The organism is Methylobacterium sp. 142-1Y (assembly GCF_057747795.1).
On record NZ_CM173224.1, the window covers coordinates 4,613,148 to 4,634,431 of the forward strand.

The 21,284-nt window shown below is 68.5% G+C and carries 23 protein-coding genes; 14 read left to right on the forward strand and 9 right to left on the reverse strand.

All coding sequences use genetic code 11. From position 1 onward, the window contains the following. Positions 1 to 34 precede the first annotated feature (34 nt). Entirely contained in the window at positions 35 to 397 is a 363-nt protein-coding gene (locus AC3AOF_RS21070; RefSeq protein ID WP_488346399.1) for a hypothetical protein, read from the reverse strand. 254 nt (positions 398 to 651) lie between these two features. Further along, positions 652 to 861, reverse strand: coding sequence for a hypothetical protein (locus AC3AOF_RS21075; protein ID WP_236989031.1), 210 nt, complete (start codon positions 859 to 861; stop codon positions 652 to 654). Positions 862 to 2,022: 1,161 nt separating this feature from the next. Here AC3AOF_RS21075 and AC3AOF_RS21080 point away from each other — a divergent pair. Beyond that, positions 2,023 to 3,660, forward strand: a complete 1,638-nt coding sequence (locus tag AC3AOF_RS21080; RefSeq protein ID WP_488346400.1) for a porin — start codon at positions 2,023 to 2,025, stop codon at positions 3,658 to 3,660. A 303-nt stretch (positions 3,661 to 3,963) separates the two neighbouring features. Here the strand turns inward: AC3AOF_RS21080 and AC3AOF_RS21085 are convergent, their stop codons facing one another. Further along, entirely contained in the window at positions 3,964 to 4,227 is a 264-nt protein-coding gene (locus AC3AOF_RS21085; protein WP_488346401.1) for a hypothetical protein, read from the reverse strand. A gap of 289 nt (positions 4,228 to 4,516) precedes the next feature. Here AC3AOF_RS21085 and AC3AOF_RS21090 point away from each other — a divergent pair, with 289 nt between their 5' ends. Further along, positions 4,517 to 5,188, forward strand: a complete 672-nt coding sequence (locus tag AC3AOF_RS21090; RefSeq protein ID WP_236989028.1) for a glutathione S-transferase family protein — start codon at positions 4,517 to 4,519, stop codon at positions 5,186 to 5,188. A gap of 35 nt (positions 5,189 to 5,223) precedes the next feature. Here AC3AOF_RS21090 and AC3AOF_RS21095 read toward each other — a convergent pair whose 3' ends face one another. After that, positions 5,224 to 5,733 carry a DUF2147 domain-containing protein gene (locus tag AC3AOF_RS21095; RefSeq protein ID WP_236989027.1) on the reverse strand — a complete coding sequence of 170 codons (510 nt, stop codon included), beginning with the start codon at positions 5,731 to 5,733 and terminating at the stop codon, positions 5,224 to 5,226. A 390-nt stretch (positions 5,734 to 6,123) separates the two neighbouring features. Between AC3AOF_RS21095 and ndk the strand changes: the two genes are divergently transcribed. The 3 genes from ndk (at position 6,124) to AC3AOF_RS21110 (ending at position 9,186) form a co-directional block, all read left to right on the forward strand. Then, entirely contained in the window at positions 6,124 to 6,546 is a 423-nt protein-coding gene (gene ndk / locus AC3AOF_RS21100; RefSeq protein WP_488346402.1) for a nucleoside-diphosphate kinase, read from the forward strand. An 84-nt stretch (positions 6,547 to 6,630) separates the two neighbouring features. Then, the gene (locus AC3AOF_RS21105; protein WP_488346403.1) at positions 6,631 to 8,721 is read left to right on the forward strand and encodes a molybdopterin-containing oxidoreductase family protein; all 2,091 of its coding nucleotides are present in this window, start codon (positions 6,631 to 6,633) and stop codon (positions 8,719 to 8,721) included. A gap of 108 nt (positions 8,722 to 8,829) precedes the next feature. Beyond that, a complete protein-coding gene (locus tag AC3AOF_RS21110) occupies positions 8,830 to 9,186 on the forward strand; it encodes a hypothetical protein (RefSeq protein WP_236989024.1) in 357 nt (118 codons plus the stop codon). 181 nt (positions 9,187 to 9,367) lie between these two features. Here AC3AOF_RS21110 and AC3AOF_RS21115 read toward each other — a convergent pair whose 3' ends face one another. Next, the gene (locus tag AC3AOF_RS21115; protein WP_236989023.1) at positions 9,368 to 9,805 is read right to left on the reverse strand and encodes an Lrp/AsnC family transcriptional regulator; all 438 of its coding nucleotides are present in this window, start codon (positions 9,803 to 9,805) and stop codon (positions 9,368 to 9,370) included. A 209-nt stretch (positions 9,806 to 10,014) separates the two neighbouring features. Between AC3AOF_RS21115 and rocF the strand changes: the two genes are divergently transcribed. The 9 genes from rocF (at position 10,015) to AC3AOF_RS21160 (ending at position 17,883) form a co-directional block, all read left to right on the forward strand. After that, complete coding sequence (gene rocF / locus AC3AOF_RS21120; RefSeq protein ID WP_488349029.1) at positions 10,015 to 10,875, forward strand: arginase; 861 nt, start codon at positions 10,015 to 10,017, stop codon at positions 10,873 to 10,875. A 202-nt stretch (positions 10,876 to 11,077) separates the two neighbouring features. Beyond that, on the forward strand, positions 11,078 to 12,130 hold the full coding sequence (gene ocd, locus AC3AOF_RS21125) for an ornithine cyclodeaminase (RefSeq protein WP_488346404.1): 1,053 nt from the start codon (positions 11,078 to 11,080) through the stop codon (positions 12,128 to 12,130). Positions 12,131 to 12,674: 544 nt separating this feature from the next. Continuing rightward, the gene (locus AC3AOF_RS21130; RefSeq protein WP_236989021.1) at positions 12,675 to 12,815 is read left to right on the forward strand and encodes a hypothetical protein; all 141 of its coding nucleotides are present in this window, start codon (positions 12,675 to 12,677) and stop codon (positions 12,813 to 12,815) included. Positions 12,816 to 12,870: 55 nt separating this feature from the next. Further along, a complete protein-coding gene (locus tag AC3AOF_RS21135) occupies positions 12,871 to 13,011 on the forward strand; it encodes a hypothetical protein (RefSeq protein WP_236989020.1) in 141 nt (46 codons plus the stop codon). A gap of 57 nt (positions 13,012 to 13,068) precedes the next feature. Beyond that, positions 13,069 to 13,215 (forward strand): hypothetical protein, encoded by a 147-nt coding sequence (locus AC3AOF_RS21140; protein WP_236989019.1) that lies wholly within the window; start codon positions 13,069 to 13,071, stop codon positions 13,213 to 13,215. A gap of 56 nt (positions 13,216 to 13,271) precedes the next feature. Further along, on the forward strand, positions 13,272 to 13,412 hold the full coding sequence (locus AC3AOF_RS21145) for a hypothetical protein (protein ID WP_236989020.1): 141 nt from the start codon (positions 13,272 to 13,274) through the stop codon (positions 13,410 to 13,412). Between the two features lie 66 nt (positions 13,413 to 13,478). Then, positions 13,479 to 14,423: an LpxL/LpxP family acyltransferase gene (locus AC3AOF_RS21150; protein WP_488346405.1), complete on the forward strand. Its 945-nt coding sequence runs from the start codon at positions 13,479 to 13,481 to the stop codon at positions 14,421 to 14,423. Positions 14,424 to 14,444: 21 nt separating this feature from the next. Further along, complete coding sequence (locus tag AC3AOF_RS21155; protein WP_488346406.1) at positions 14,445 to 15,725, forward strand: HlyD family secretion protein; 1,281 nt, start codon at positions 14,445 to 14,447, stop codon at positions 15,723 to 15,725. 4 nt (positions 15,726 to 15,729) lie between these two features. Further along, the gene (locus AC3AOF_RS21160) at positions 15,730 to 17,883 is read left to right on the forward strand and encodes a peptidase domain-containing ABC transporter (RefSeq protein WP_488346407.1); all 2,154 of its coding nucleotides are present in this window, start codon (positions 15,730 to 15,732) and stop codon (positions 17,881 to 17,883) included. A gap of 129 nt (positions 17,884 to 18,012) precedes the next feature. Here AC3AOF_RS21160 and AC3AOF_RS21165 read toward each other — a convergent pair whose 3' ends face one another. The 4 genes from AC3AOF_RS21165 to AC3AOF_RS21180 all read right to left on the reverse strand — a co-directional run bounded on the left by AC3AOF_RS21165 (position 18,013) and on the right by AC3AOF_RS21180 (position 21,250). Next, a complete protein-coding gene (locus AC3AOF_RS21165; RefSeq protein WP_488346408.1) occupies positions 18,013 to 18,492 on the reverse strand; it encodes a DUF2306 domain-containing protein in 480 nt (159 codons plus the stop codon). A gap of 202 nt (positions 18,493 to 18,694) precedes the next feature. Then, positions 18,695 to 19,000, reverse strand: coding sequence for a winged helix-turn-helix domain-containing protein (locus AC3AOF_RS21170; protein WP_488346409.1), 306 nt, complete (start codon positions 18,998 to 19,000; stop codon positions 18,695 to 18,697). A gap of 11 nt (positions 19,001 to 19,011) precedes the next feature. Further along, positions 19,012 to 19,596, reverse strand: coding sequence for a hypothetical protein (locus AC3AOF_RS21175; protein ID WP_488346410.1), 585 nt, complete (start codon positions 19,594 to 19,596; stop codon positions 19,012 to 19,014). 175 nt (positions 19,597 to 19,771) lie between these two features. After that, the gene (locus AC3AOF_RS21180; RefSeq protein ID WP_488346411.1) at positions 19,772 to 21,250 is read right to left on the reverse strand and encodes a TolC family protein; all 1,479 of its coding nucleotides are present in this window, start codon (positions 21,248 to 21,250) and stop codon (positions 19,772 to 19,774) included. Between the last annotated feature and the right edge of the window lie 34 nt (positions 21,251 to 21,284).

Below are 21,284 nucleotides of genomic sequence, written 5' to 3' on the forward strand. Positions count from 1 at the left end.
CGCGGTGGGCGGCCTCGTCGGATGGTCCGGCGCATCAGCCGACCGAGACCCGGCCCGGCATCCGGGCCGGGGCGGCCGGGCGCCCCTCCTCGATCATCCGGACCGGCCGGCGCGGCACGGCGCCCTCCGGCTGCAGGCAGGATCCGGGGCGGTAGGGCCAGGCCGCCTGCGTGCAGGCGGGATCGACAGGCGCCGTCGAGACCGGGGTCGCCAAGGGAGCATTCAAGGGAGCATTCAAGGGAGCATTCAAGGGAGCATTCAAGGGAGCATTCACGGGCGCCTCGACCGGGGCCGCCTTGCGCGCCTCCTTAGCCAGATGAGGAACGCTCGTCTTCGTCACCTCGACGATGCCGGCCGTCAGCATCGCGCTCATCAGGATCACCCGCGCCACAATCATCTTCGCCTCCGCGCCGCCCGTTGTCTCCGGGCTCTTGTGAGCGGCGGTATAGGCGCGGTGCATGTCCGCGATTTTGCGTCGGATTGCCGATTCGGGGCAGGCGGGGCCCATCGTGTTTCGTCCGCCGGACTGGACGAAACATTCGGCGACGCCGCATGCACATGAAAAATCCCCCTTTCCGGCGGGAAAGGGGGACGGAAACCTTCAGAGACGGCCCGGGCCCGTGGGGGAACCGGCCTGATCACGCGACCGGATTACTCGGCTGCGGTCTGTTCGGCGGTGAAGTGGCCGCACCAATCCTGACCGGCGACGACCGGCCACAGGCCATGGCCCTGCGGCTCCGGCTGGCTCACCGGCGGGTTGTAGCGGCACAGGCCCTGGTCGCCCGTGGCGGCGGCACCGTTGAGCTTGTGGTCGTCGAAGTAGCGGCAGCTGTTGCAGGCCGCACCTTGGGTGATCGCCATCGTCGTTTCTCCCGTCCGCCGGTCCGTCGCCCGGACGCGCCACCCTTCAATTAGAATAATTCGAAACTGATGGCAAGCGGCCGTCCCTGGGCAAGGCGGGAGCGGATCGGCGGGCGTCGTAGGGGGATTCGTGGCGGCCTCGTGGACGCGAGGCGGTTTGACGAAACGTCGAGCCGATACGGAGGCTGATCCTCCGCTCCTCCCGACGGATCCCGGGTCTTCCCGGCATCTCGGGCCCGCCCCGCTCGACGAACGGCGTCGCGATCCGACTCTCGGCGGCGGTCGGCTCCGCCGCGATCGATTGCAGTGGAGTTGCCGCCCGTATCGCCAGAGTGGCGGCCCATCGCCGTCGAGGCGCCGGTCGCCGTGGCGAAGGTCGGAAAAAAGCAGCGAGCGGCGACCGGGAAACCCACCACCGCATGCCCCGGGGCGCGAGGTCCGACACGATCGATCTCGCCCACATGCCGTCCGGGACGATCGGCCCCCATCGGATGCTCCAGGCCGCCGGCTGCGGCTGTCCCAGGTCCAGTCCCTCGTCGAGAGCCGCCCCCGATTGGCGACCGCCGGATCGATACCGACGCCCTGCCGCGCCGAGAGGAAGCGGGATGCGCCACGAGCGGTCGCCCCTCCGGTCCAATCGGGCGGACCCGGGAGATCGAATATATCTGCTGCGATGCGCCACTGAAAAAACACATAGAAACCATTCAGATACGTTTTATACACAAAAATAATATCGACAACAAATATAAATCATTGCTCTAACATAATATGGCAGATTTATATCATGGAAATTTTTATTTTTTTCTGCTTTGTTAGCCTAAGAAAATGACGCAGAGATAAAATCAGCCTTCGCTTGTAAGTTCTTGAGATTTTTGTTAGTTCTAAATAATAATCTATAGGGTTCCGTAGTCACAATGTGGTGATTCTGCCACAATCTCCGAACAAGGCGGTCTTGGCAGACTGTTAGAACTTGGATGAGATTGATCAACTCAGCGTCATGAAAGATTGTTCCCTCGCACCGAACGAAGTCGGGTGCGGTTCGGCCGAACCTGTGCGGCGGCCGAATCTTCGGGGGCATAAGAGGGACATGGTCTCGAGGCCGAAGAGGTCTTCGGAACAGAGTCGTTCACCCCTTTCGGGTCCGAAATCTTGGAGGTCTCCATGAAGCTCGTTAAGAGCCTTCTGCTCGGTTCGGCCGCTGGCCTGACCGTTGTTGCTTCTGCTCACGCTGCCGATCTGCCGATCAAGAAGGCTGCGCCGGTCGAGTACGTCCGCGTCTGCTCGACGCATGGTGCCGGCTTCTTCTACATCCCGGGCACCGACACCTGCCTGCGCGTCTCCGGCCGCGCCCGCTTCCAGGCCACCTACCTGCAGGCCTATAGCCGCTCGGGCGACCTGACCGGCTACCAGGGCCTCGGCCGTCTGAACCTCGACGCCCGTACGTCGACCGCCTATGGCACCCTGCGCGCCTTCGTGCGTATGGACCTGTCCTACGGCACCGGTCCGTTCCTCGCCTCCGGCACCGCGCGTCTCGCCGGCACCGGCTTCCCGGCCCTCGGCGTCGACACCTTCGGCCGCGTCACCAACGGCGTGAACCTCGACAAGGCCTTCATCCAGTTCGCCGGCTTCACCGCCGGTCGCGCGGCCTCGTTCTTCGACTTCTACGCCCACGACCTCGAGTTCATCGCCTCGTCGCTCGGTTCCGACATCTCCTCGACCAACCTGCTCGCCTACACGGCGACCTTCGGTCAGGGCTTCTCGGCGACCCTGTCGATGGAAGACCCGCTGCTGCGCAAGACCCCGATCTACGGCAGCGCCAGCGGCGGCTCGAGCTTCACGGGCTTCCAGGTGTTCACCCCCGGCGCCGGCAACTTCACCCCGGTCATCGGCACCAACGCCTTCGGCCAGCCGATCATCGCCGACTACGACGTCGTCCAGCGTCAGCGCATGCCCGACTTCGTCGGCGCGCTCCGCTACGACGCTGCCTGGGGTTCGGCCCAGATCTCGGCCGCCGTGCACGAGATCAACGCCGGCAACGCGTCGGGCACCATTCGCAGCATCGCTGGCGTCTCGACCGTCGGCGCCGTCGCTCCCCGTCCGACCACCGAGTACGGCTGGGCGGTTCAGGGCGGCGTGAAGGTCAACATGCCGTTCGTCTCTCCGGGCGACCTGCTGTACCTGCAGGGCTCCTACGGCGAGGGCGCCATCCGCTACACCGGCTACAACTCCTGGCTCGGCGGCTACACCAACTTCGCGTCGCTCGCCAGCGGCACGACGTTCGGCACCTCGCTCGTCGACGCGGTGGTCGACCCGATCAGCGGCAAGATGGACCTGTCCAAGTCCTGGACCGTCACCGCGGCCTACCTGCACTACTGGACCCCCGAGTGGCGTTCGGCCGTGTTCGGCAGCTACGGCGAGATGTCCTACGGCAAGACCAGCCGTGCCGATCTCGGCATCGTGAACACGCTGGCCGGCTTCTCCACCGGCCCGCTGCCGAGCCCGTTCGCGGCCGGCTTCGGCTTCACGAACCAGCTGCGCGACACCAACCAGATCGTCGCGGGCGCCAGCCTGATCTGGTCGCCGGTGCGTGACCTCGACATCGGCATCGAGGGCAACTACGCCCGCCTCGCCCTGCAGAGCGGTCGCGTCATCGACCAGAACAAGGCTCCGGGCTTCGGCGGCCAGAACGTCGTGGGTGTCGTGAACGGCCAGCCGGTCGTCGCCGGCGGCGGCGTCCTGCCGACCACCAACGCGACGGACACGTTCCAGATCCGTATGCGCGTCCAGCGCGACTTCTAAGACCATCGAAGTCGAACAATCGGGGGTCCCGGCGCGAGCCGGGGCCCCTTTTTTCGTGTCCGCAGCATAAAGACAAGAAAAAAGGCGCACTCGGGGAGTGCGCCTTGCAGGTGCCCTGGGTCTCGAAACTCAGGATGTCTTCTTGTATCAGCACCATAAGTCGAATTCAACTGTCAGAACTCGGATTCGACGGATCTTCCGAGTAAAAAATTCCCAGCGATTGAGTTCTAACAAAATCAGGCGCCGGGGCGCGGACGGCGGATGGGTGTGCTCGCGGCGCGCCCAAAACCTCGCCGGACAGCGTCAGGCGCGCTGCTCCTTCAGGCGGCGGACGCACTTGCTGTAATATTGCGGCCAGCGCGGCCCCTGCGCCGCCTTGTCCGCCGGGGGCAGGGCGCGCCACTCGGCGCCGCATTTGCGCTGGCGCTCGCGCGCGGCGAGGCCGCGAGGGCCGGGCTCCCGACGCGGCGCGAGATCGGGATTCGGTCCGGCGCTCTGGCCGAACGAAGCGGCGGGCGCGGCGACCAGCAGCGCCACCAGTACGGTACGGAGGAGGGGAGACGGCATGGGCGGGCTCGCAGGGGGAGCGCCGCCGGGATCGGCCGGCGCGGGGCCGAGACTGCCACACCCTGACGCAAGGGCAATAGATGCACGCCGGGCGTGCAGGCAGGACGTCCAGCCGAAAAAGGCTTACGGGCCGTTTCGCAGCCGCGACACCGGTGCAAGACCGGCACGAGATCGTCGATTGAGACAACCTTCACCCTGTACAGGGTGGGCCCGGGCCTGTTTACCTGCCATTGAAGCCCGATGCGCGACGGACGTGCCCCGTCCCCGCCGTGCGAGAAGGACCAGCCGCATGTCGGCCGTGACGACGCCGCCGATCGACCTCTATTACTGGACGACGCCCAACGGCTGGAAAGCCTCGATCATGCTGGAGGAATGCGGGCTGCCGTACCGCATGGTCCCGGTCAACATCGGCAAGGGCGCGCAGAGCGCACCCGAGTTCCTGGCCGTGTCGCCGCACGGCAAGATCCCGGTCATCGTCGATCCGGACGGGCCCGGCGGCACACCGATCACGGTGTTCGAATCGAACGCCATCCTGCAATATCTCGGCCGCAAGACCGGGCTGTTCTACCCGTCGGAGGAGCGGGCCCGGATCTCGGTCGACATCTGGCTGTTCTGGCAGGCGGCGAATTTCGGGCCGACGCTGGGCCAGACCCACCACTTCCGCATCTACGCCTCGGAGAAAATCCCCTACGCGGTCGAGCGCTTCACCGCCGCGACAATGAGGCTCTACGCCACGCTCGACGCCCAGCTCGGCCGCCATTCCCATGTCGCAGGTGACGAGTACACCATCGCCGACATCGCGATCCTGCCCTGGGCCAAGATGTGGGAGCGCCAGGGCCAGGACATCGCCGCATTCCCGAACGTCGCCGCCTGGATCGACAGGATGAAGGCCCGTCCAGGCGTGCAGCGCGGGTTCCGGCTCAAGCCGGACCCGGAGGAGGCTCCGGGCCCGCGGGGTTGAGGCTCGGTTCGCAGCAGACTCAGTTCGCAGCAGGCTTAGTTCGCAGCAGGCTTGGCGGCCGCGGGCTTCGCCTTGGCGGGCACCGGCGCGACCTGGGCGAACTCGTCCGGGGCCTTGGTCCAGGTCTGCGAGCCGCACAGGATCTTCAGCATGCAGCCCGAGATCGCGAGTTCGCTGGCGCTCTCTCGGCTGATCGAGACGTCGTAGATCTTGCCCTCTTCGGCGTTGTAGATCTGGCCCTTGAAGGCACCGTCGTCGGGCTTCAGCCCGTCCATCAGGGTGAGGCCGATCACCGGGCGGCTGCGCTTCTTCGGATCGGGATTCTTGATGTCGGTGCGCGGCTGGCCCTGGTCGTTCAGCGGCGTCTTCAGCCACACCACTTTGCCGCAGGCATGGGCGGCACCGGGACCGCATTTCTCGATTCTGATCTTGGCCCGGCCGTCCTCGGTGAGCCAGGTCCCGGAGGGATCGCCGGCGGCGGCCGCGGCGGTGACGCCCGCCGAGAGCAGGGAGGCGGCGATGGTCGGGATCAGGATCGAGCGCATGCAGGAAGCTCCTGGCTGTCCGCGTCACGAGAGCCCCATGCGGGACTGACGACGGCGGAAGAGGCGAGGGACGCCGCCGCGGCGGGACCGGGCAGCGTGGCCGAAAGGTCACGTTGAAGACAGGAAGCCCGATCTTTGGGGCGATTTTTCGGCCGCGTTGCGGCAAGGCCGCAACGATGTGGTCGGGCGGCGAGGGCGGTCGCCCTTCCGCGCTTGAGGGGCGCCGGGCCCGCGGCTATAAGCCCGGCGCCGGACGTCCGCTCAGGACCCGGCGCGCGGGCGCTCGCGCCCGGCTTGAGAACCGGACCTCCAAGGTTTGAGCCTGACGGGTCCGGTGCCGCGCGGCATCCCACCGCCCACGCCACCGCTTTTCTTCGAACGGACGTCCCCATGGCCACCGAGCGCACCTTCTCCATCCTGAAGCCCGACGCCACCGCCCGGAACCTCACCGGCGCGGTCAACGCCGTGATCGAGGAGGCGGGCCTGCGCATCGTCGCCCAGCGCCGCATCCGCATGTCCGACGCCCAGGCCAAGAAGTTCTACGAGATTCACGCCGAGCGTCCGTTCTACGGCGAGCTCGTGGATTTCATGACCTCGGGCCCGGTCGTGGTCCAAGTGCTCGAGGGCGAGAACGCCGTCGCCAAGTACCGTGAGGTCATGGGCGCCACCAACCCGGCCCAGGCCGCCGAGGGCACCATCCGCCAGAAGTTCGCGAAGTCGGTCGGCGAGAACACCGTCCACGGCTCCGACAGCCTCGAGAACGCCGGCATCGAGATCAAGCAGTTCTTCGACGACAAGGACATCGTCGGCTGACGGTTTCCCCGCCAGGGAAACGCCGATAGGTTGAGAGCCCTCGCCGCGAAAGCGGCGGGGGCTTTTTTCATGGGAGACCGGACAGTGACGGCGCAGCCACGGATCGAGCGGACGACCTCCACCTGCCCGCACGACTGCCCGTCGGTCTGCGCCCTCGAGGTCGAGGTGATCGACGGCGCCACGATCGGGCGGGTGCGCGGCAACCCGCGCCACAGCTACACGGCGGGCGTCGTCTGCGCCAAGGTCGCCCGCTACGCCGAGCGCATCCACCATCCCGACCGGCTGACCCGGCCGCTCATCCGCACCGGGCGAAAAGGCTCGGGCGAGTTCGCAGCCATCAGCTGGGACGAGGCGCTCGATCGTGTGGCGCAAGAATTCCTCAAGGCGGAGGCCGCGCACGGGCCGGAGGCGGTCTGGCCGTATTATTATGCCGGCACGATGGGGCTGGTGATGCGCGACGGCATCAACCGCCTGCGCCACGCCAAGGGCTATTCCGGCCAGTTCTCCACCATCTGCACCACGCTGGCCTGGTCGGGCTACATCGCCGGCACCGGCCGCCTCGCCGGGGTCGATCCGCGCGAGATCGCCGAGAGCGACTGCGTGGTGATCTGGGGCACCAACCCGGTGCATACCCAGGTCAACCTGATGACCCACGTCCAGGCCGCCCGCAAGAATCGCGGTGCCAAAGTCGTGGTCGTCGACATCTACGACAACCCGACCATGAAACAGGCCGATCTCGCCCTGCTGCTGCGGCCGGGCACCGACGGGGCGCTCGCCTGCGCGGTGATGCACGTGCTGTTTCGCGACGGCCTGGCCGACCGCGACTACATGGCCCACTACACCGACTGCCCGGAGGAGCTGGACGCCCACCTGAAGACCCGCGACCCCGCCTGGGCCGCCGCGATCACCGGCCTCACGGTCGAGGAGATCGAGCGTTTCGCCCACCTCGTCGGCGAGACGAAGAACACCTTCTTCCGCCTCGGCTACGGATTCGCCCGCAGCCGCAACGGCGCCGCCAACATGCATGCAGCGCTCTGCATCCCGGCGGTGACCGGCGCCTGGCAGCATCGCGGCGGCGGCGCCTTCCACTCGAACAGCGGCGTGTTCGGCCTCAACAAGCGGCTGATCGAGGGTCTGGATGCGGCCCGGCCCGGCACCCGGATGCTCGACCAGTCGCAGATCGGCCGGGTGCTCACCGGCGACCCGGAGGCGTTGCGCCACGGCCCGCCGGTGACCGCGATGCTGATCCAGAACACCAACCCGGTCTCGGTCGCCCCCGAGCAGGAGCTGGTGAAGCGGGGATTTGCCCGCGAGGACCTGTTCGTCTGCGTCCACGAGCAGTTCATGACCGAGACCGCCCGGATGGCCGATCTGGTCCTCCCGGCCACGATGTTCCTGGAACACGACGACCTCTATACCGGCGGCGGCCAGCAGCACATCCAGCTCGGCTTGAAGCGCATCGACCCGCCGGCCTCGTGCCGCTCGAACCACGAGGTGATCGTGAGCCTCGCCGAGCGCCTCGGCGCCGAGCATCCGGGCTTCGCCATGAGCCCGCGCGAGTTGATCGACGCCACGCTGAAGGCCTCGCGCCGCGGCAGCCTCGCCGAGTTGGAGGGAGACGGCTTCCTCGACGTGCAGCCTGCGTACGAGCGCGCCCATTTCCTCGACGGCTTCGCCTATCCCGACCGGCGCTTCCGCTTCCGGCCCGACTGGAGCAAGGTGCCGGTGGCGCAGGATGGGCCGCGCGGGCCGGCGATGCCGCCGCTCCCCGACCATTGGGAGGCACCCCTGATGGTGGCGACGGAGGCTCATCCGTTCCGCCTCGCCACCAGCCCGGCGCGCAACTTCCTCAATTCGAGCTTCACCGAGACCCCGACCTCGCTCGCCAAGGAGCGGCACCCGACGGTGATGATCCACCCGGAGGATGCCGGGCCGCTCGGGATCGGGGAGGGGGCGTGGGTGCGGCTCTCCAACGAGCGTGGCGCCGTGACGCTGCGGGCAACGCTGTTTTCGGGCCTGCGCCGTGGGGTGCTGATCGCCGAATCGATCTGGCCCAACGATGCCTACCCGGACGGGCGCGGCATCAACACCCTGACGGGAGCCGACGCGCCGGCCCCGTTCGGCGGCGCCGCCTTCCACGACAACCGGGTCGCCATCGCGGCCCTGCCGCAGTAACGCGGCCTATAATCTCCGCGGTGTGGCCCGCCCGCCCTTGTGCGGGCGGGGAGTTTCGGCGTCCAACGGTCGAGCTTGACGACAAGCAGCCCAACGGACCTCATTGCCATGCGTCTCCGCACCTTCCTTGCCGCCGGCCTCCTCGCGATCGGCGCCAGCGCGGCCCTTGCCGGCGCGTCCTCGTCGCAGTTCGAGGCCTACCAGCCCGATCCGGCCCTGCGCACCGCGCCGACATCGGAGCTCGAGGCGCGGGTGCGCCGCTCCTGCGCGGTGATCCAGGCCCGGATGCAGAACGCCGCCGAGACCAGCTTCGAGCGCCCCTGCGGCTGCTACGCGAAGACCACCCTGCGCGCGCTCGACGCCTCCGAGATCGCGGCCTACCGCACCACCGGCTACTTCAACGATTCGGCCCGCGCCAAGGCGCTCGGCGCCATCGACAGCTGCAAGCTGCAGCGGCCGGTCTGAGGGGCGAGGCTGAGTCCTCGCACACACTCCTATCCGCAACCCCATCCTGAGGTGCCGCGAAGGAGGGTTTCAGAAGTCTCTGCGCTCTCTGGAGCCCTCCTTCGAGGCTCGCTTCGTTCGCACCTCGGGATGAGGGCGCGGGTGGGAGTCGATGAAGTTCAGTCGTCTGTGCTGGAACGTCCTACAACCGCGCCCGCGCAGACCGCGGCGTCGACAGGAGCAGATGCGTCTCCGAGGTGGTCACGCCCGGCAGCAGGCGCACCCTCCGCAACAATTCGTCGAGTTCCGGCAGGCTGCCGGCGGAGACTTCCACGACGATGTCCCAGGTGCCGACCGTCGTGTGGACCGAGGTGATCGCGGCGAAGCCCTTGAGGGCGTCGATCACCTCGCCGGTCTTGCGTCCCTCGACGGCGATCAGGGTGATCGCCCGTACCGCCGCCGGCTGGCTATCGGCCCGCAGCACCACCGTATAGCCGATGATCTCGCCGTCGCGCTCGAGCCGGTCGAGCCGCGCCCGCACCGTGGCCCGCGACACCTTGAGGATGGCGGCCAACTCCGAGACCGGGCGCCGGCAATCGTGCCGCAGCAGGGTGATCAGGTTCTGGTCGAGGGCGTCCATTCCGACACTCTGCGCATTGTCACCTGCCAGATTGCGCAATCCGACTGAAAAATCGACCGGCTTCCCGTATTCGAAGTGACGCATCCGCTTGCTACCGTCGTGCTGATCGATGCGATCGGTGGGGCGCAAGCGTGGTCGGCAGACATCCTGAACGATGCGTCCTGGTGGGCGCGCCGGTGCAATCGGGCACCAACCGCCTCGGCTGCGACATGGGGCCGAGCGCCTACCGGGCGGCAGGCCTGCCGCAAGCGATCCGCGATCTCGGCATCCCGGTCGAGGATGCGGGCACCGTCGCGCCCGCGCCCTTCGCAGGCCCGGCCCATCCAAATCCGGCGATCCACCACCTCGCCGAGACGGCGGGCTGGACGCGGGCGCTCACCGAGGCCGCCTTCCGGCACAGCGCCGAGGCGCGGCCGATCTTCCTCGGCGGCGACCACAGCCTCTCGGCCGGCACCGTGGCGGGCATGTCCTTACGGGCGCGGGCGGAGGGGCGGCCGCTCTTCGTGCTCTGGCTCGACGCCCATGCCGACCTCCACACCCTCGACACCACGGCGAGCGGCAACCTGCACGGCGTGCCGCTCGCCTATCTCACCGGGCGGCCGGGCTTCGAGGGCTATTTCCCGCCCCTGGAAGCGGCGCTCGATCCGGCGCGGATCTGCATGATCGGCCTGCGCAGCGTCGATCCGGCGGAGCGCGCGGTCCTGCGCGACAGCGGCACGCGGGTGCACGACATGCGCGACATCGACGAGACCGGCATCGCCGCCCCCTTGCGCAACTTCCTGCACGAGGTCGCGGGCGCCGACGGCCTGCTCCATGTCAGCCTCGACGTCGACTTCCTCGATCCCGGCATCGCGCCCGGCGTCGGCACCACGGTGCCGGGCGGGGCCACCTTCCGGGAAGCGCACCTGATCATGGAGCTGCTGCACGATTCCGGCCTGGTGCGCAGCCTCGACCTCGTGGAACTCAACCCCTTCCTCGACGAGCGCGGCCGCACCGCCCTGCTGATGACCGATCTCGCCGCCAGCCTGCTCGGCCGCCGCATCCTCGACCGACCGACCCGGAGCTTCTAGGACAACTTGATTTGGAGCAAGTTCCGGCGAAGTGGATACCGTTTCGTCGCAGAAAATTCGACAAAATCAATGATCAATAACACATCAATATTGTAGTACGATTGCGCAACTCCCTAGTAAATCGATGCAAGCCAGCCTATATTTTGCTTTTTCACCAATTCCTTTCGCAAGATCGACCACCACTTTCGCGGGATTTGCTCAGATGACGGCCCTCAACATCGTCCCATTCGTCAGCGTCGACAAAATGATGCGCCTCGTCCACGCGGTCGGGATCGAAGCAATGCTGGTCCGCCTCGCCGCGGCCGTCGCGGAGGACTTCTCCCGCTGGGAGGCCTTTCACAAGACGCCCCGGATCGCTGCCCACAGTTCTGACGGCGTCATCGAGCTGATGCCAACCAGCGACGGGCAGACCTACGGCTTCAAATACGTCAACGGCCACCCGAAGAACGCCGCCGGCGGGCGCCAGACCGTCACCGCCTTCGGGGTGCTGGCCGATGTCGGCAACGGCTACCCGGTGCTGATCACCGAGATGACCCTGCTGACGGCCCTGCGCACCGCCGCCACCTCGGCGCTCGCCGCGCGAGCCCTCGCGCGGCCGGGGTCGCGCACCATGGCGCTGATCGGCAACGGCGCCCAGGCCGAGTTCCAGGCCCTGGCCTTCCGGGCGCTCCTCGGGGTCGATGTCTTACGCCTCTACGACATCGACCCGGCGGCGACCGCGAAGTGCCTGCGCAACCTCGCAAGCCTCGGCTTCGACCTCACGGCCTGCGGCAGCACCGAGGAGGCGGTTCGCGGCGCCGACATCGTCACCACGGTAACGGCGGACAAGCGCAACGCCGTGATCCTCGGCGACAACCTGGTCGGGGAGGGGATGCACATCAACGCCGTCGGCGGCGACTGCCCGGGCAAGACCGAGCTGGCGCCGGAGGTGCTCGCCCGCGCCGCCCTCTTCGTCGAGTACGAGCCGCAGACCCGCATCGAGGGCGAGATCCAGCAACTGGCCCCCGATCATCCGGTCACCGAGTTGTGGCGGGTCCTCGCCGGGCTGACGCCCGGGCGGAACAATGCGCGCCAGGTCACGGTGTTCGACTCGGTCGGCTTCGCGATCGAGGATTTTTCGGCCTTGCGCACCGTGCGCGATCTTCTGGCCGAGCATCCCTACTACGAGGAGCTCGACCTCCTCGCCGATCCGGACGACCCGCGCGACCTGTTCGGCATGCTGCTGCGGGCGGCCCCACCGCGCCTCGTCGCCTGAGCCACCGCCACAGGCCGCACCGCGCCGCGGATCCGGCAAGAGAGCCGGCAACCCCGCAGATCCGCCAGGCCCGCCGATCTGTGCCGCCCATCCCTCGACTTGATCTGTATTGCCAGCGCGGCGCGCCGCGCAGTCCGGTCCCCACGCCGTCGCGCCTTCCGACGCTCGCCGTCGTGGAAATCTCCAGTCCCCGCCGGGGCGGGCGGAGTCTTGGGAGGAGTCTTGGCAAGGGCAAGATTATCCCCGAACTCGGATTGCTCGGCCGGAACACTCTCCCGGAGCATCGCCCCGCGACAGGAACGTTCTACCGACCTGGCGAGCGGCCCATCGCCGGCTCGCTATGCACAGCCCTTCCCCAGCGAAATTACGTACGCAATCTCTCGAGTCGCTGCGTAAGATCTTGTTGCTGATCCGTTTTCGGGAATCGCTTTGGTTAACAGCAGGCTAAGTGTTCGACTGTCCGTCTCGACACGTTTTGAAACATCTGGCATCCCAAGACTGCGAACGGGACGCGAGACCGGTCCCGGACTTGAGGACAGCCCCGATGAAGACCCTCGACCTGAAGACCCTCGGCACCGTCGCTGGCGGCACCCTCTGCGCGCCCGTCTGCTGCCCCCCGGCCTGCCCGCCGCCCGCCTGCCCCCCGGCCCCCACCTGCGGCAGCGCCAAGTCCAAGAAGTGCTGATCGCCTCAGCGATAGACTGATCTCGACGATACGAAGACCGACAGGAAAGACCACCATGAAGAAGCTCGACCTCGCCACCCTCGGCACCGTCGCCGGCGGCACGATCTGCGCCCCCGTCTGCTGCCCCCCGGCCTGCCCGCCGCCCCCGTGCCCCCCGGCTCCGACCTGCGGCAGCGCCAAGTCCAAGAAGTGCTGATCGCACCGGCGGCAGCCTGATCTCGACGACGACAAAAGACTGACAGGAGAGACGATCATGAAGAAGCTCGACCTCAAGACCCTCGGCACCGTGGCTGGCGGCACCCTCTGCGGCGGCATCTCCATCGGCGTGTCGGTCGGCGCCTGCGCCCCGGCCTGCCCCCCGGCCCCGACCTGCGGCAGCAGCAAGTCCAAGAAGTGCTGATCGCCCAAGCGGCAGCCTGACCTCACCGACACTTCGCATCAGACAGGAGAGACACCATGAAGAAGCTCGACCTCGCCACCCTCGGCACCGTCGCCGGCGGCACGATCTGCGCCCCCGTCTGCTGCCCCCCGGCCTGCCCGCCGCCCCCGTGCCCCCCGGCCCCGACCTGCGGCAGCGCCAAGTCCAAGAAGTGCTGATCGGCTGACAGGGGAATCGTGCGGGGCCATGCCCCGACGGACAGAGTTCCGAGGACGACAGTTCCGATGAGCAACGCCCCGCACATCCCCTGGACCTATGCCCGCATCGCGAGCCTGCCGCTCGCCTGGCGCCGGCGCGCCCTGCGCGCCCTGGTCGCCGGCCGCCGCCTCCTTGACCGGAACAAGGGCGACGGCTTCGCCGCGACCTTCGAGAGCGTCCTCCGCCTGCCGCGCCGCGAGGCCCTGCGCCTGTCGCGCGAGGCCGTCCACCACGACGCCGCCACCGAGATCGAGTGGTGCGCCATGCACAAGCGCCCGGTCGCGGCCATCCGGCGCGACATCGACCGGGTGAACGTCACCGATCCGGCGGCGATGGCGCGCGTCGCCGCCACCGGCCGGCCGGTGATCCTGGCCCCCCTCCACATGGGCGCCTACGTGGTCGGCCTCGCCGCCCTGATGCTGCGTTACTTCCCCGGCCGGCCGATGCTGGTCCTGCGCCAGCGCGACGACATGGCGATGGAGACGGAGGTCATCGAGCGCCTGCGCGAGGTCGATGTCGACGTGCGCTTCCTGAATGTCGGCAACCGGTCCGACTTCCTCTCCGCGGTGCGCTTCGCCCAGAAGGGTGCGGTGATCGTGGTGTTCTGCGACCTCGATCCGTCCTACGGCGCGCCGGCCGAAATGCCGATGTTCGGGCTGCCCTTCCGCTTCGCCTTCGGCACCGACACGTTGGCCCGGCTCACCGGCGCCACCGTGGTGCCGGTCGCCACCACCATGGACGATACCGGCGACACGGTCCGCCTCGGCCAGCCCTTCGAGGTGCGGGGGAACGCGCCCGAGGAGCGCGAGCAGGTCGCCGGCATCATGCGTAGGCATATCCAGGCCGCCATCGCGGCGAGACCCGAGCAGTGGCACCTGTGGCCGATGCTCGCCGATTATTTACCCTCCTCTGCCAGGGTGCAGGACAACTCTCCGGCAGGCGGGGAGGCGCCGCAGACCCTCGCGGCGTAAGGTCTCCCGAGCGGACGGTCGATGAGCGAACCCGCGGCGCCTCCCTCCGCGGAGGCCAGTTTCCAGCGTCGGCGGCTCACCGGCACCGTCCACCTCCAGCACGACCGCGGCAGCGTCTGGATGGCGTGGTTCTTCGGCGCCATCATCGTGGTGATCGTCGCCGGCCTGTTTCTCGGCCGCCTCGCCCGTTCCGAATCGGTGCGCGGCTACGTCTCGGCGGCCTCGGGCCTCACCCGCCTCGACGCCCAGGCCGCCGGCATCGTGCGGGACATCGCCGTCAAGCAGGGTGACACCGTCAAGCGCGGCCAGCGCCTGATGCAGATCCAGCTGCGCGAGCAGACGACCGGCGGCGTCTCGACCGTCGGGGCGACGCTCCGCAGCCTGCAGGAGCGGCGCACCGGGCTTGCCGCCGAGGAGGCGCGCCTCTCGGTCTATCTCGAGTCGACCCGCGGCGACCGCAGCGAGACCGAGCGCAACGTGACGGCGGTCTTGCGCGCCCTCGACGAGCAGGAGCGCACCCTCAAGGAGGGATTGGCCCAGCAGGAGGAGATGGTCTCCCGCGTCGAGGCCTACCTGCGCCAAGGCTACGCCACCCGCGAGACCCTCAACGGCCAGCGCCGCGCCGCCCTCGACTATGCCCGCCAGATCGCCGAGTTGCGCGCCCGCCGGGCCGAGCTGCGGCAGAGCACATCCGAGCGCCTGCGGGCGCAGCGCACCGGCGACACCGAGAAGGCGGCCCAGCTCGCCACCACCCGCAACGAGTTGAGCGCCATCGAGGCGCAGATCACCGCGCTCGGCGCCCAGTCGCGCATCGACGTGGTGGCGCCCACCGACGGCCAGGTCGCCGGCCTCTACGTCCAGCCCGGCGATTCGGTGACCGCCGACCAGGTCGTGGCGATCCTCGGCGATACCAGGGCCGATCCGCTGGTGGTGCTGGAGGTGCCGGCCCGCGCCATCGGGCTCGCCAAGGTCGGCCAGGAGGTGGTGCTGAAATACGACGCCTTCCCGTTCAAGACCTTCGGCATCGCCAAGGGGACGATCACGGTGATCTCCGGCACGCCCTTGCGCAACCCGATGCTGGCCTCGGCCGATGACGGCACCGGCGATGCGGCGGGCGCGGCGGCTTCGCGGCAATCCGTCTACCGGGTCGAGGTGCGGCCCGATTCGCGCACCATGCGCGCCTACGGGGTCGACGAGCCGATCCGCATCGGCTCGACGCTCTCGGCCGACATCGTGGTCGAGCGCCGCCGCCTGATCGACTGGATGCTCGATCCGATCCGGGCGATGCGCGGAAGAGGATGATCCGATGACCGACTGGCTCAAGCGTGCGCTCGCGCCCAAGCGCCGGGTGCGCTCGATCCTCCAGAACGAGGCCAACGAGTGCGGGTTGGCCGCGCTCGCGATGGTGGCGAACTACCACCGCCACGACATCGACCTCGCTTATCTACGGGCTCTGTTCCCGCTCTCGCGCAACGGCATGACCCTCGCGAGCATCGTGCAGCTCGCCGACAGCCTCGACCTGGACGCCAGCGGCTACGCCCTCGACGGCGTGACCGAGCTGGAGCAGGTGGCCTTGCCGGCGATCCTGCACTGGCGCGGCAACCACTTCGTGGTGCTGGAGAAGATTTCTCGCGGGAAGTATCACATCCAGGACCCCGAATTCGGCCTGCGCATCTACGAGCGGGCCGACATGGAGCGGCTGTTCGGCGGCGTCGTGCTCGAATTCGCCCCCCGGATGGATTTCCGCGCGATCAAGGTCGGCGACCGGCTCAAGCTGTTCGACATCCTGCGCAGCGCCCGGGGCCTCAGCGGCACGGTGTGGCAGATCACGCTGGTCTCGGTGGCGATCTCGCTGCTCGGCCTCACCACCCCGGTGCTGCTCCAGATCGCGCTCGACGTGGTGATCCCGCAGGTCGATCTCGACCTGATGCAGATGCTGGCCGCCGGCCTCGTCCTGATGATGCTGTTCGAGGCGTTCGGGCAGTGGCTGCGCGGCTACATCGCCTTGCGCGCCTCGACGTTGCTCCAGCTCCAGTTCACCCGCAACGTCGTCGGCCACGCGCTGCGCCTGCCCTTGAGCTATTTCGAGTTGCGCCATCCGGGCGATTTCGTCACCCGCATCCAGTCGATCGATACGATCCGCAACTTCATGGTCGGCGGCCTGGTCACGTCGTTTGCCGATATCGGCACGTCGTTCCTGCTCGTCGGGCTGATGTACTATTACTCGCCCGCCATGGCGTCGATCGTGCTCGCGACCCTCGCCGCCGTGCTGGCGATGCGCTTCGTCACCTTCCCGACCCTCAACCGCGCCACCGCCGGCTCGCTCGAGGCGCGCTCGCAGGAGCAGGCGAGCCTGATCGACGGGTTGCAGCGCATCGGCAGCCTGAAGGCGCATAACAGCACCGAACTGTTCGCCATGAACTGGTTCGAGAGCTTCGCGCGCTTCGCCAATCTCGATTTCCGGGCGAAGAAGGCCGGGCTCGACGCCGAGTTCCTGATGCATGTCGTGATCGCGATCAGCACCGTGGCGACGCTCTATCTCGGCATCACCGGCGTCATCAAGAACACGCTGACGATCGGCACGCTCTACGCCTTCATCGCGCTGCGCACCGACTTCTTCGACCGCGTCAACCACCTGACGACCAGCCTACTCCAGCTCGCCGCCCTCAAGGTCCATGTCGCCCGCCTCGACGATGTGATCGGCCAGGCGCCGGAGGAGGGCCTGCACGAGGCGACCTTCCACCGGGCGATCCGCAAGGAGGTGAAGGTCGAGAACGTGACCATCCGCTTCGGCCGCGGCGACGAGCCGATCCTGACCGGGGCCTCGCTGACCATCGATGTCGGCCGCTGCGAGACCATCGCAATCGTCGGCGCCTCCGGATCCGGCAAGTCGTCCTTGATGCGGATTCTCGCCAGCCTCACCGAGCCCGCCGCCGGCTCGGTCACCATCGACGGCGCGCCGATCGGCCAGTTCGGCAAGCGCGAGTACCGGGCCAATCTCGGCGTCGTCTTCGCCGATGACGGGCTGTTTGCCGGCACGGTCGCCGACAACCTGTCGCTGTTCGATCCCGCCGTGTCGCATGCCGAGATGGAGGCCGCCCTGACCCGGGTGGCGTTGCGCGAGGAGATCGAGCGGCTGCCGCAGGGCTACGCCACCCACGTCTCGGAGGAGGGCAGCGTGCTCTCCACCGGCCAGCGCCGCCGCCTGCTCCTGGCGCGGGCCATCTGCCGCCGGCCGCGGCTGATGCTCCTCGACGAGGTGACGGCGAATCTCGATCCGGCGACGGAAGTGGCCCTGGTGGAGAGCCTGAAGGGCGTGAAGGCCGCCAAGGTCTTCATCACCCACAGCGAGCGCCTGCTCGACCAAGTCGACCGGGTCTTCCGGATCGAGAACGGCCGGCTCACGGAGGATCCGCAGCCGCCAGAGAAGCCGGGGGCGCCAGTGCCGGAGGCGGCGTGAGGGGGTCTCTCCGGGGGCCCGCGCTGCGTGAGCGACGCCATGCCGACATGCTCGGAAGGCGGCCGACAATGGATCGTTCCGCGCCGCCCGCAACCCCCGGCACCGACCGGCGGTTGGTTGACCGGCACGTCACACGGGATCCGTCACGGCCGGTCGATGGCGAAGGATGAGGGCCCGGCCGACCAGCGTCACGGTCAACGTGACCGAGAAGGTCACGAGCCAAGCCTCCCCCGCATTTCTGAGCGGCAGGGTGCGCACGACGAGTTCGGTCGCCGCCGCGGCCAGCAGCCCGACATAGGACCATGAGATCCAGTAATAGTGTTTCTCGCGCCAGCCAGGGCTCCGAGGTGAACGCAGTACCGGCCACATGCCTGCGGCGATGCAGGCAAGGCTTATGAGCGCCCCGGCATGCAGAATATTGAACGCGCCTGTGAACTGGACGACGAGCAGGGCCGCGCAATCCGCGATCAGCATGGCACAAACGAACGCGTACCCGACGGCCCGATGCCGGCTGCCACGCTTGGGAGCCAGGAACTGGATCAGGCCGAGCACGATCCCGGCCGCAGCCAGAACGGCATGAATGGTTCCCGGCATGGTGAGGCTGGCCATGTCATCGACTCCTTCCCTCGAATTGTGCTGTTGTCGCGCGCAATGCCCCGGCCGGCCCTGGGCCCAGATCCGGGTTCGGGCGTGGTTCACGTCCTCGACCGTCGGGCGAGGTGGAGCAGACGAACGGAGATCAGGGGGCCGCCACGAGCCGCGTCGGCTCGAGCGTGCGGCGACCGTCCCTTCCGATGCCGGACCGGCAAGGTCAGCCGATATCGCTTCCGTCGAGGATGGCGCGCAGGGCCGCGACGTGGGCGAGGTAGGCCGCACGGCCCGCCTTCGTCACGGCGATCCGCGTGCGTGGACGCTTCCCCTCGAAATCCTTGGTCACCGCGACGTAGCCCGCGCCTTCGAGCGTGGCGATGTGGGCACCGAGGTTGCCATCCGTCAGGCCGAGCAGGGCACGCAGGCGCTTGAACTCCAGCAGGCTCCCCTCGGGACTCGCGGCAAGCGCTGCCATGATCCGCAGTCGTGCCGGCGCATGAATGATCGCGTCGAGGTCGCCGGGCATCCGTCCAGGCATCAGGTTGGGTCACGCCGCGCCAGCAGGAGGCCGGCTGCGATCAGGCCGCCGCCGCCGAGCAGGCCGGCATAAAGCAGGAACTCCATGGGCGGTATCGCGAAACCGGCCAGGAATAGGATCGTCAAGGCGCCGCCGAGGATCGCCAGTACCGGTCCACGCCAGAGGCCGGCAATGAGGTAGGCGAAGCCGGTGACGGTGCCTGCGTAGATGCCGAGGGCATTCGGGTGTCCCGAGAGCAGGACGGAAGCCCAGAGCGTCGCATAGGCGCTCATGAGCACCGCCGACACGCTGTAGCGGAGTTCGGGCCCGGAGCGGCGTTCCCGGCCGCTGCGGCGGCGTACGAGAACGAGACCAAGCGTCATGGCCCAGCCCAGAGCCGTCACGGTCCACCAGATGGTGCTCGCGCGGCCCGGCACGAGAAACGTGCCGACGAACCCCGCCATCCAGGCGACACCCCAGAGGATGAGGTACGGGCTGGCCTGACCGTAGAAGAGAGCGGCAAGCAGGCGGCGCTCGCCATCTTCCGCGGCGGCGAGGGCGAGACGCGCGTCGTCACGCCTGTGGACCGGGTTCGGAGTCGTCATCGCGGATCCCTACTCACAGATAACTCTGTATTACAGAGAATTCTGCAAATCAAGAACCCTGGCGCGCAGCATGACGATCGTCGATCGCTCCGCAACTCGTGGCGAGGTCGCGGGCGGGACTGAGACGGCGGCCGCGCCCAGCGCACCCGAAGAACCTGCCACGGGATCGCGAGCCTTACCGAGCATCTCCCTCCGCCCGCGACACCCGCAGCACCGGCGGCGCCAGCACCTTCGCCGCTGCGCTCCCGCGCAGCACCGGCGTCACCTCGGGCGAAGCTGCCGCGAGCGAACGGCGCAGGACCGACGGCGGCGGGGGAGCGACCGACTCGAACCGCCGAGAGGGAGGCCCGCCGGGCGCGGCGTCGAGCTGGGCCGCGGCCGCCGCCAGTTGCAGCGCCTGCCCGTCGCGCTCGTTCAGGACGATCTCCGCCGCCACCTCGGCATTGGCGAGTTCGCCGCGGATGTTCAACTCGTCGAGGACGGTGCGAAACCCCGCCGCCCGCTCGATCCCGAAACCTCGCATCGTCTCGCGCAGCTCGCGGATGCGGGCGACCAGCTGGGTGTATTGCTCGGCGGTGGCCTGGCGGCGCGCGAAGGCGATGCGGGCCGAGGTGAGGGTGGCGAGTTCCTTGTCCTGCGCCTCGTAGCTGCGCTGGCGCGCCAGGGCCGAGGCCTCGCCGATCCGCGGCAGGCTGCCCGGCGTGTAGATCGGCACGGTCGCGACCACCCGGGTGGTGGTATCGGTGATCCGGTCGAGGACCGGGCTGTAGCCGATCTGCGCGATCTTCGAGAATTGCAGGTTGACCTTCGGCAGCAGGTCCGCGACCGCGGCCTTGGCCTGGTAGCCCGCGGCCTCCGCCTCAAGCTGGGACGCGGCGATGTCGGGATTGGCCGTCCGCACCAGTTCGGCATAGGCGTCGGCATGGCGCGGCAGCCGGTCGGGCAGGCGCGGCGGCGGCATCCGCTCCGGCGCCATCCGGGTCAGCCGGGTGAAGTCGAGCCTGGACGCGGTGAGGTCGGCCTGGGCGCGGATCCGCAGGGCCTCGGCCTCCTGAACGCGGGAGCGGGCCAAGGCCACGTCGGTGCGGGTGGCGTCGTTGAGCTCGAACTGCTTGTCGGTGAAGGCGGCGATGCGCTGGATCGCGACGAGTTGCGCGTCGCGGGCGGCGAGGATCCGGGTGTCGCGCAACACCGCGATATAGGCGATGGCGGTATCGAGCAGCACCTGCTGGCGCCGGCCGATCAGCAGCAGCCGGCCCGATTCGGCCAGCGTCTTCGCCGTCTGGTAGCCGTTCCAGCGCTGGAACCCGTCGAAGACCGGCAGGTTCGCGGTGAGCCCGACCACGGTCGGCGCCCGCCGCGGCGTCGCGTCGAGCCCGACCGTCGGAGGTGCGGCTTCCGGCGAATAGGTGATGCGGCTCCGCAGCGGCCGGTCGGCCGTGAAGGCGACGGTGGGCATGAAGGCGTCGATGGCGCCGCGCAGGCGCTCCTCGGCGCCGTCCTGGCGCGCGCGCTCGGCCCGCAGCACGAAGCTCGAGTCGAGCGCGGCGGCGGAGGCCTCCTCGAGGCTCTGCGCCCGGGCCGCGCCGGCGGGGATCGCCAGGATCGCCAGGACGCAGCCCAGCCTCTCCAACGTCGCGCGCCGCACCGGCATCTGATCTCCGAAGGGTAGGGGAGCGCCGGGCGCC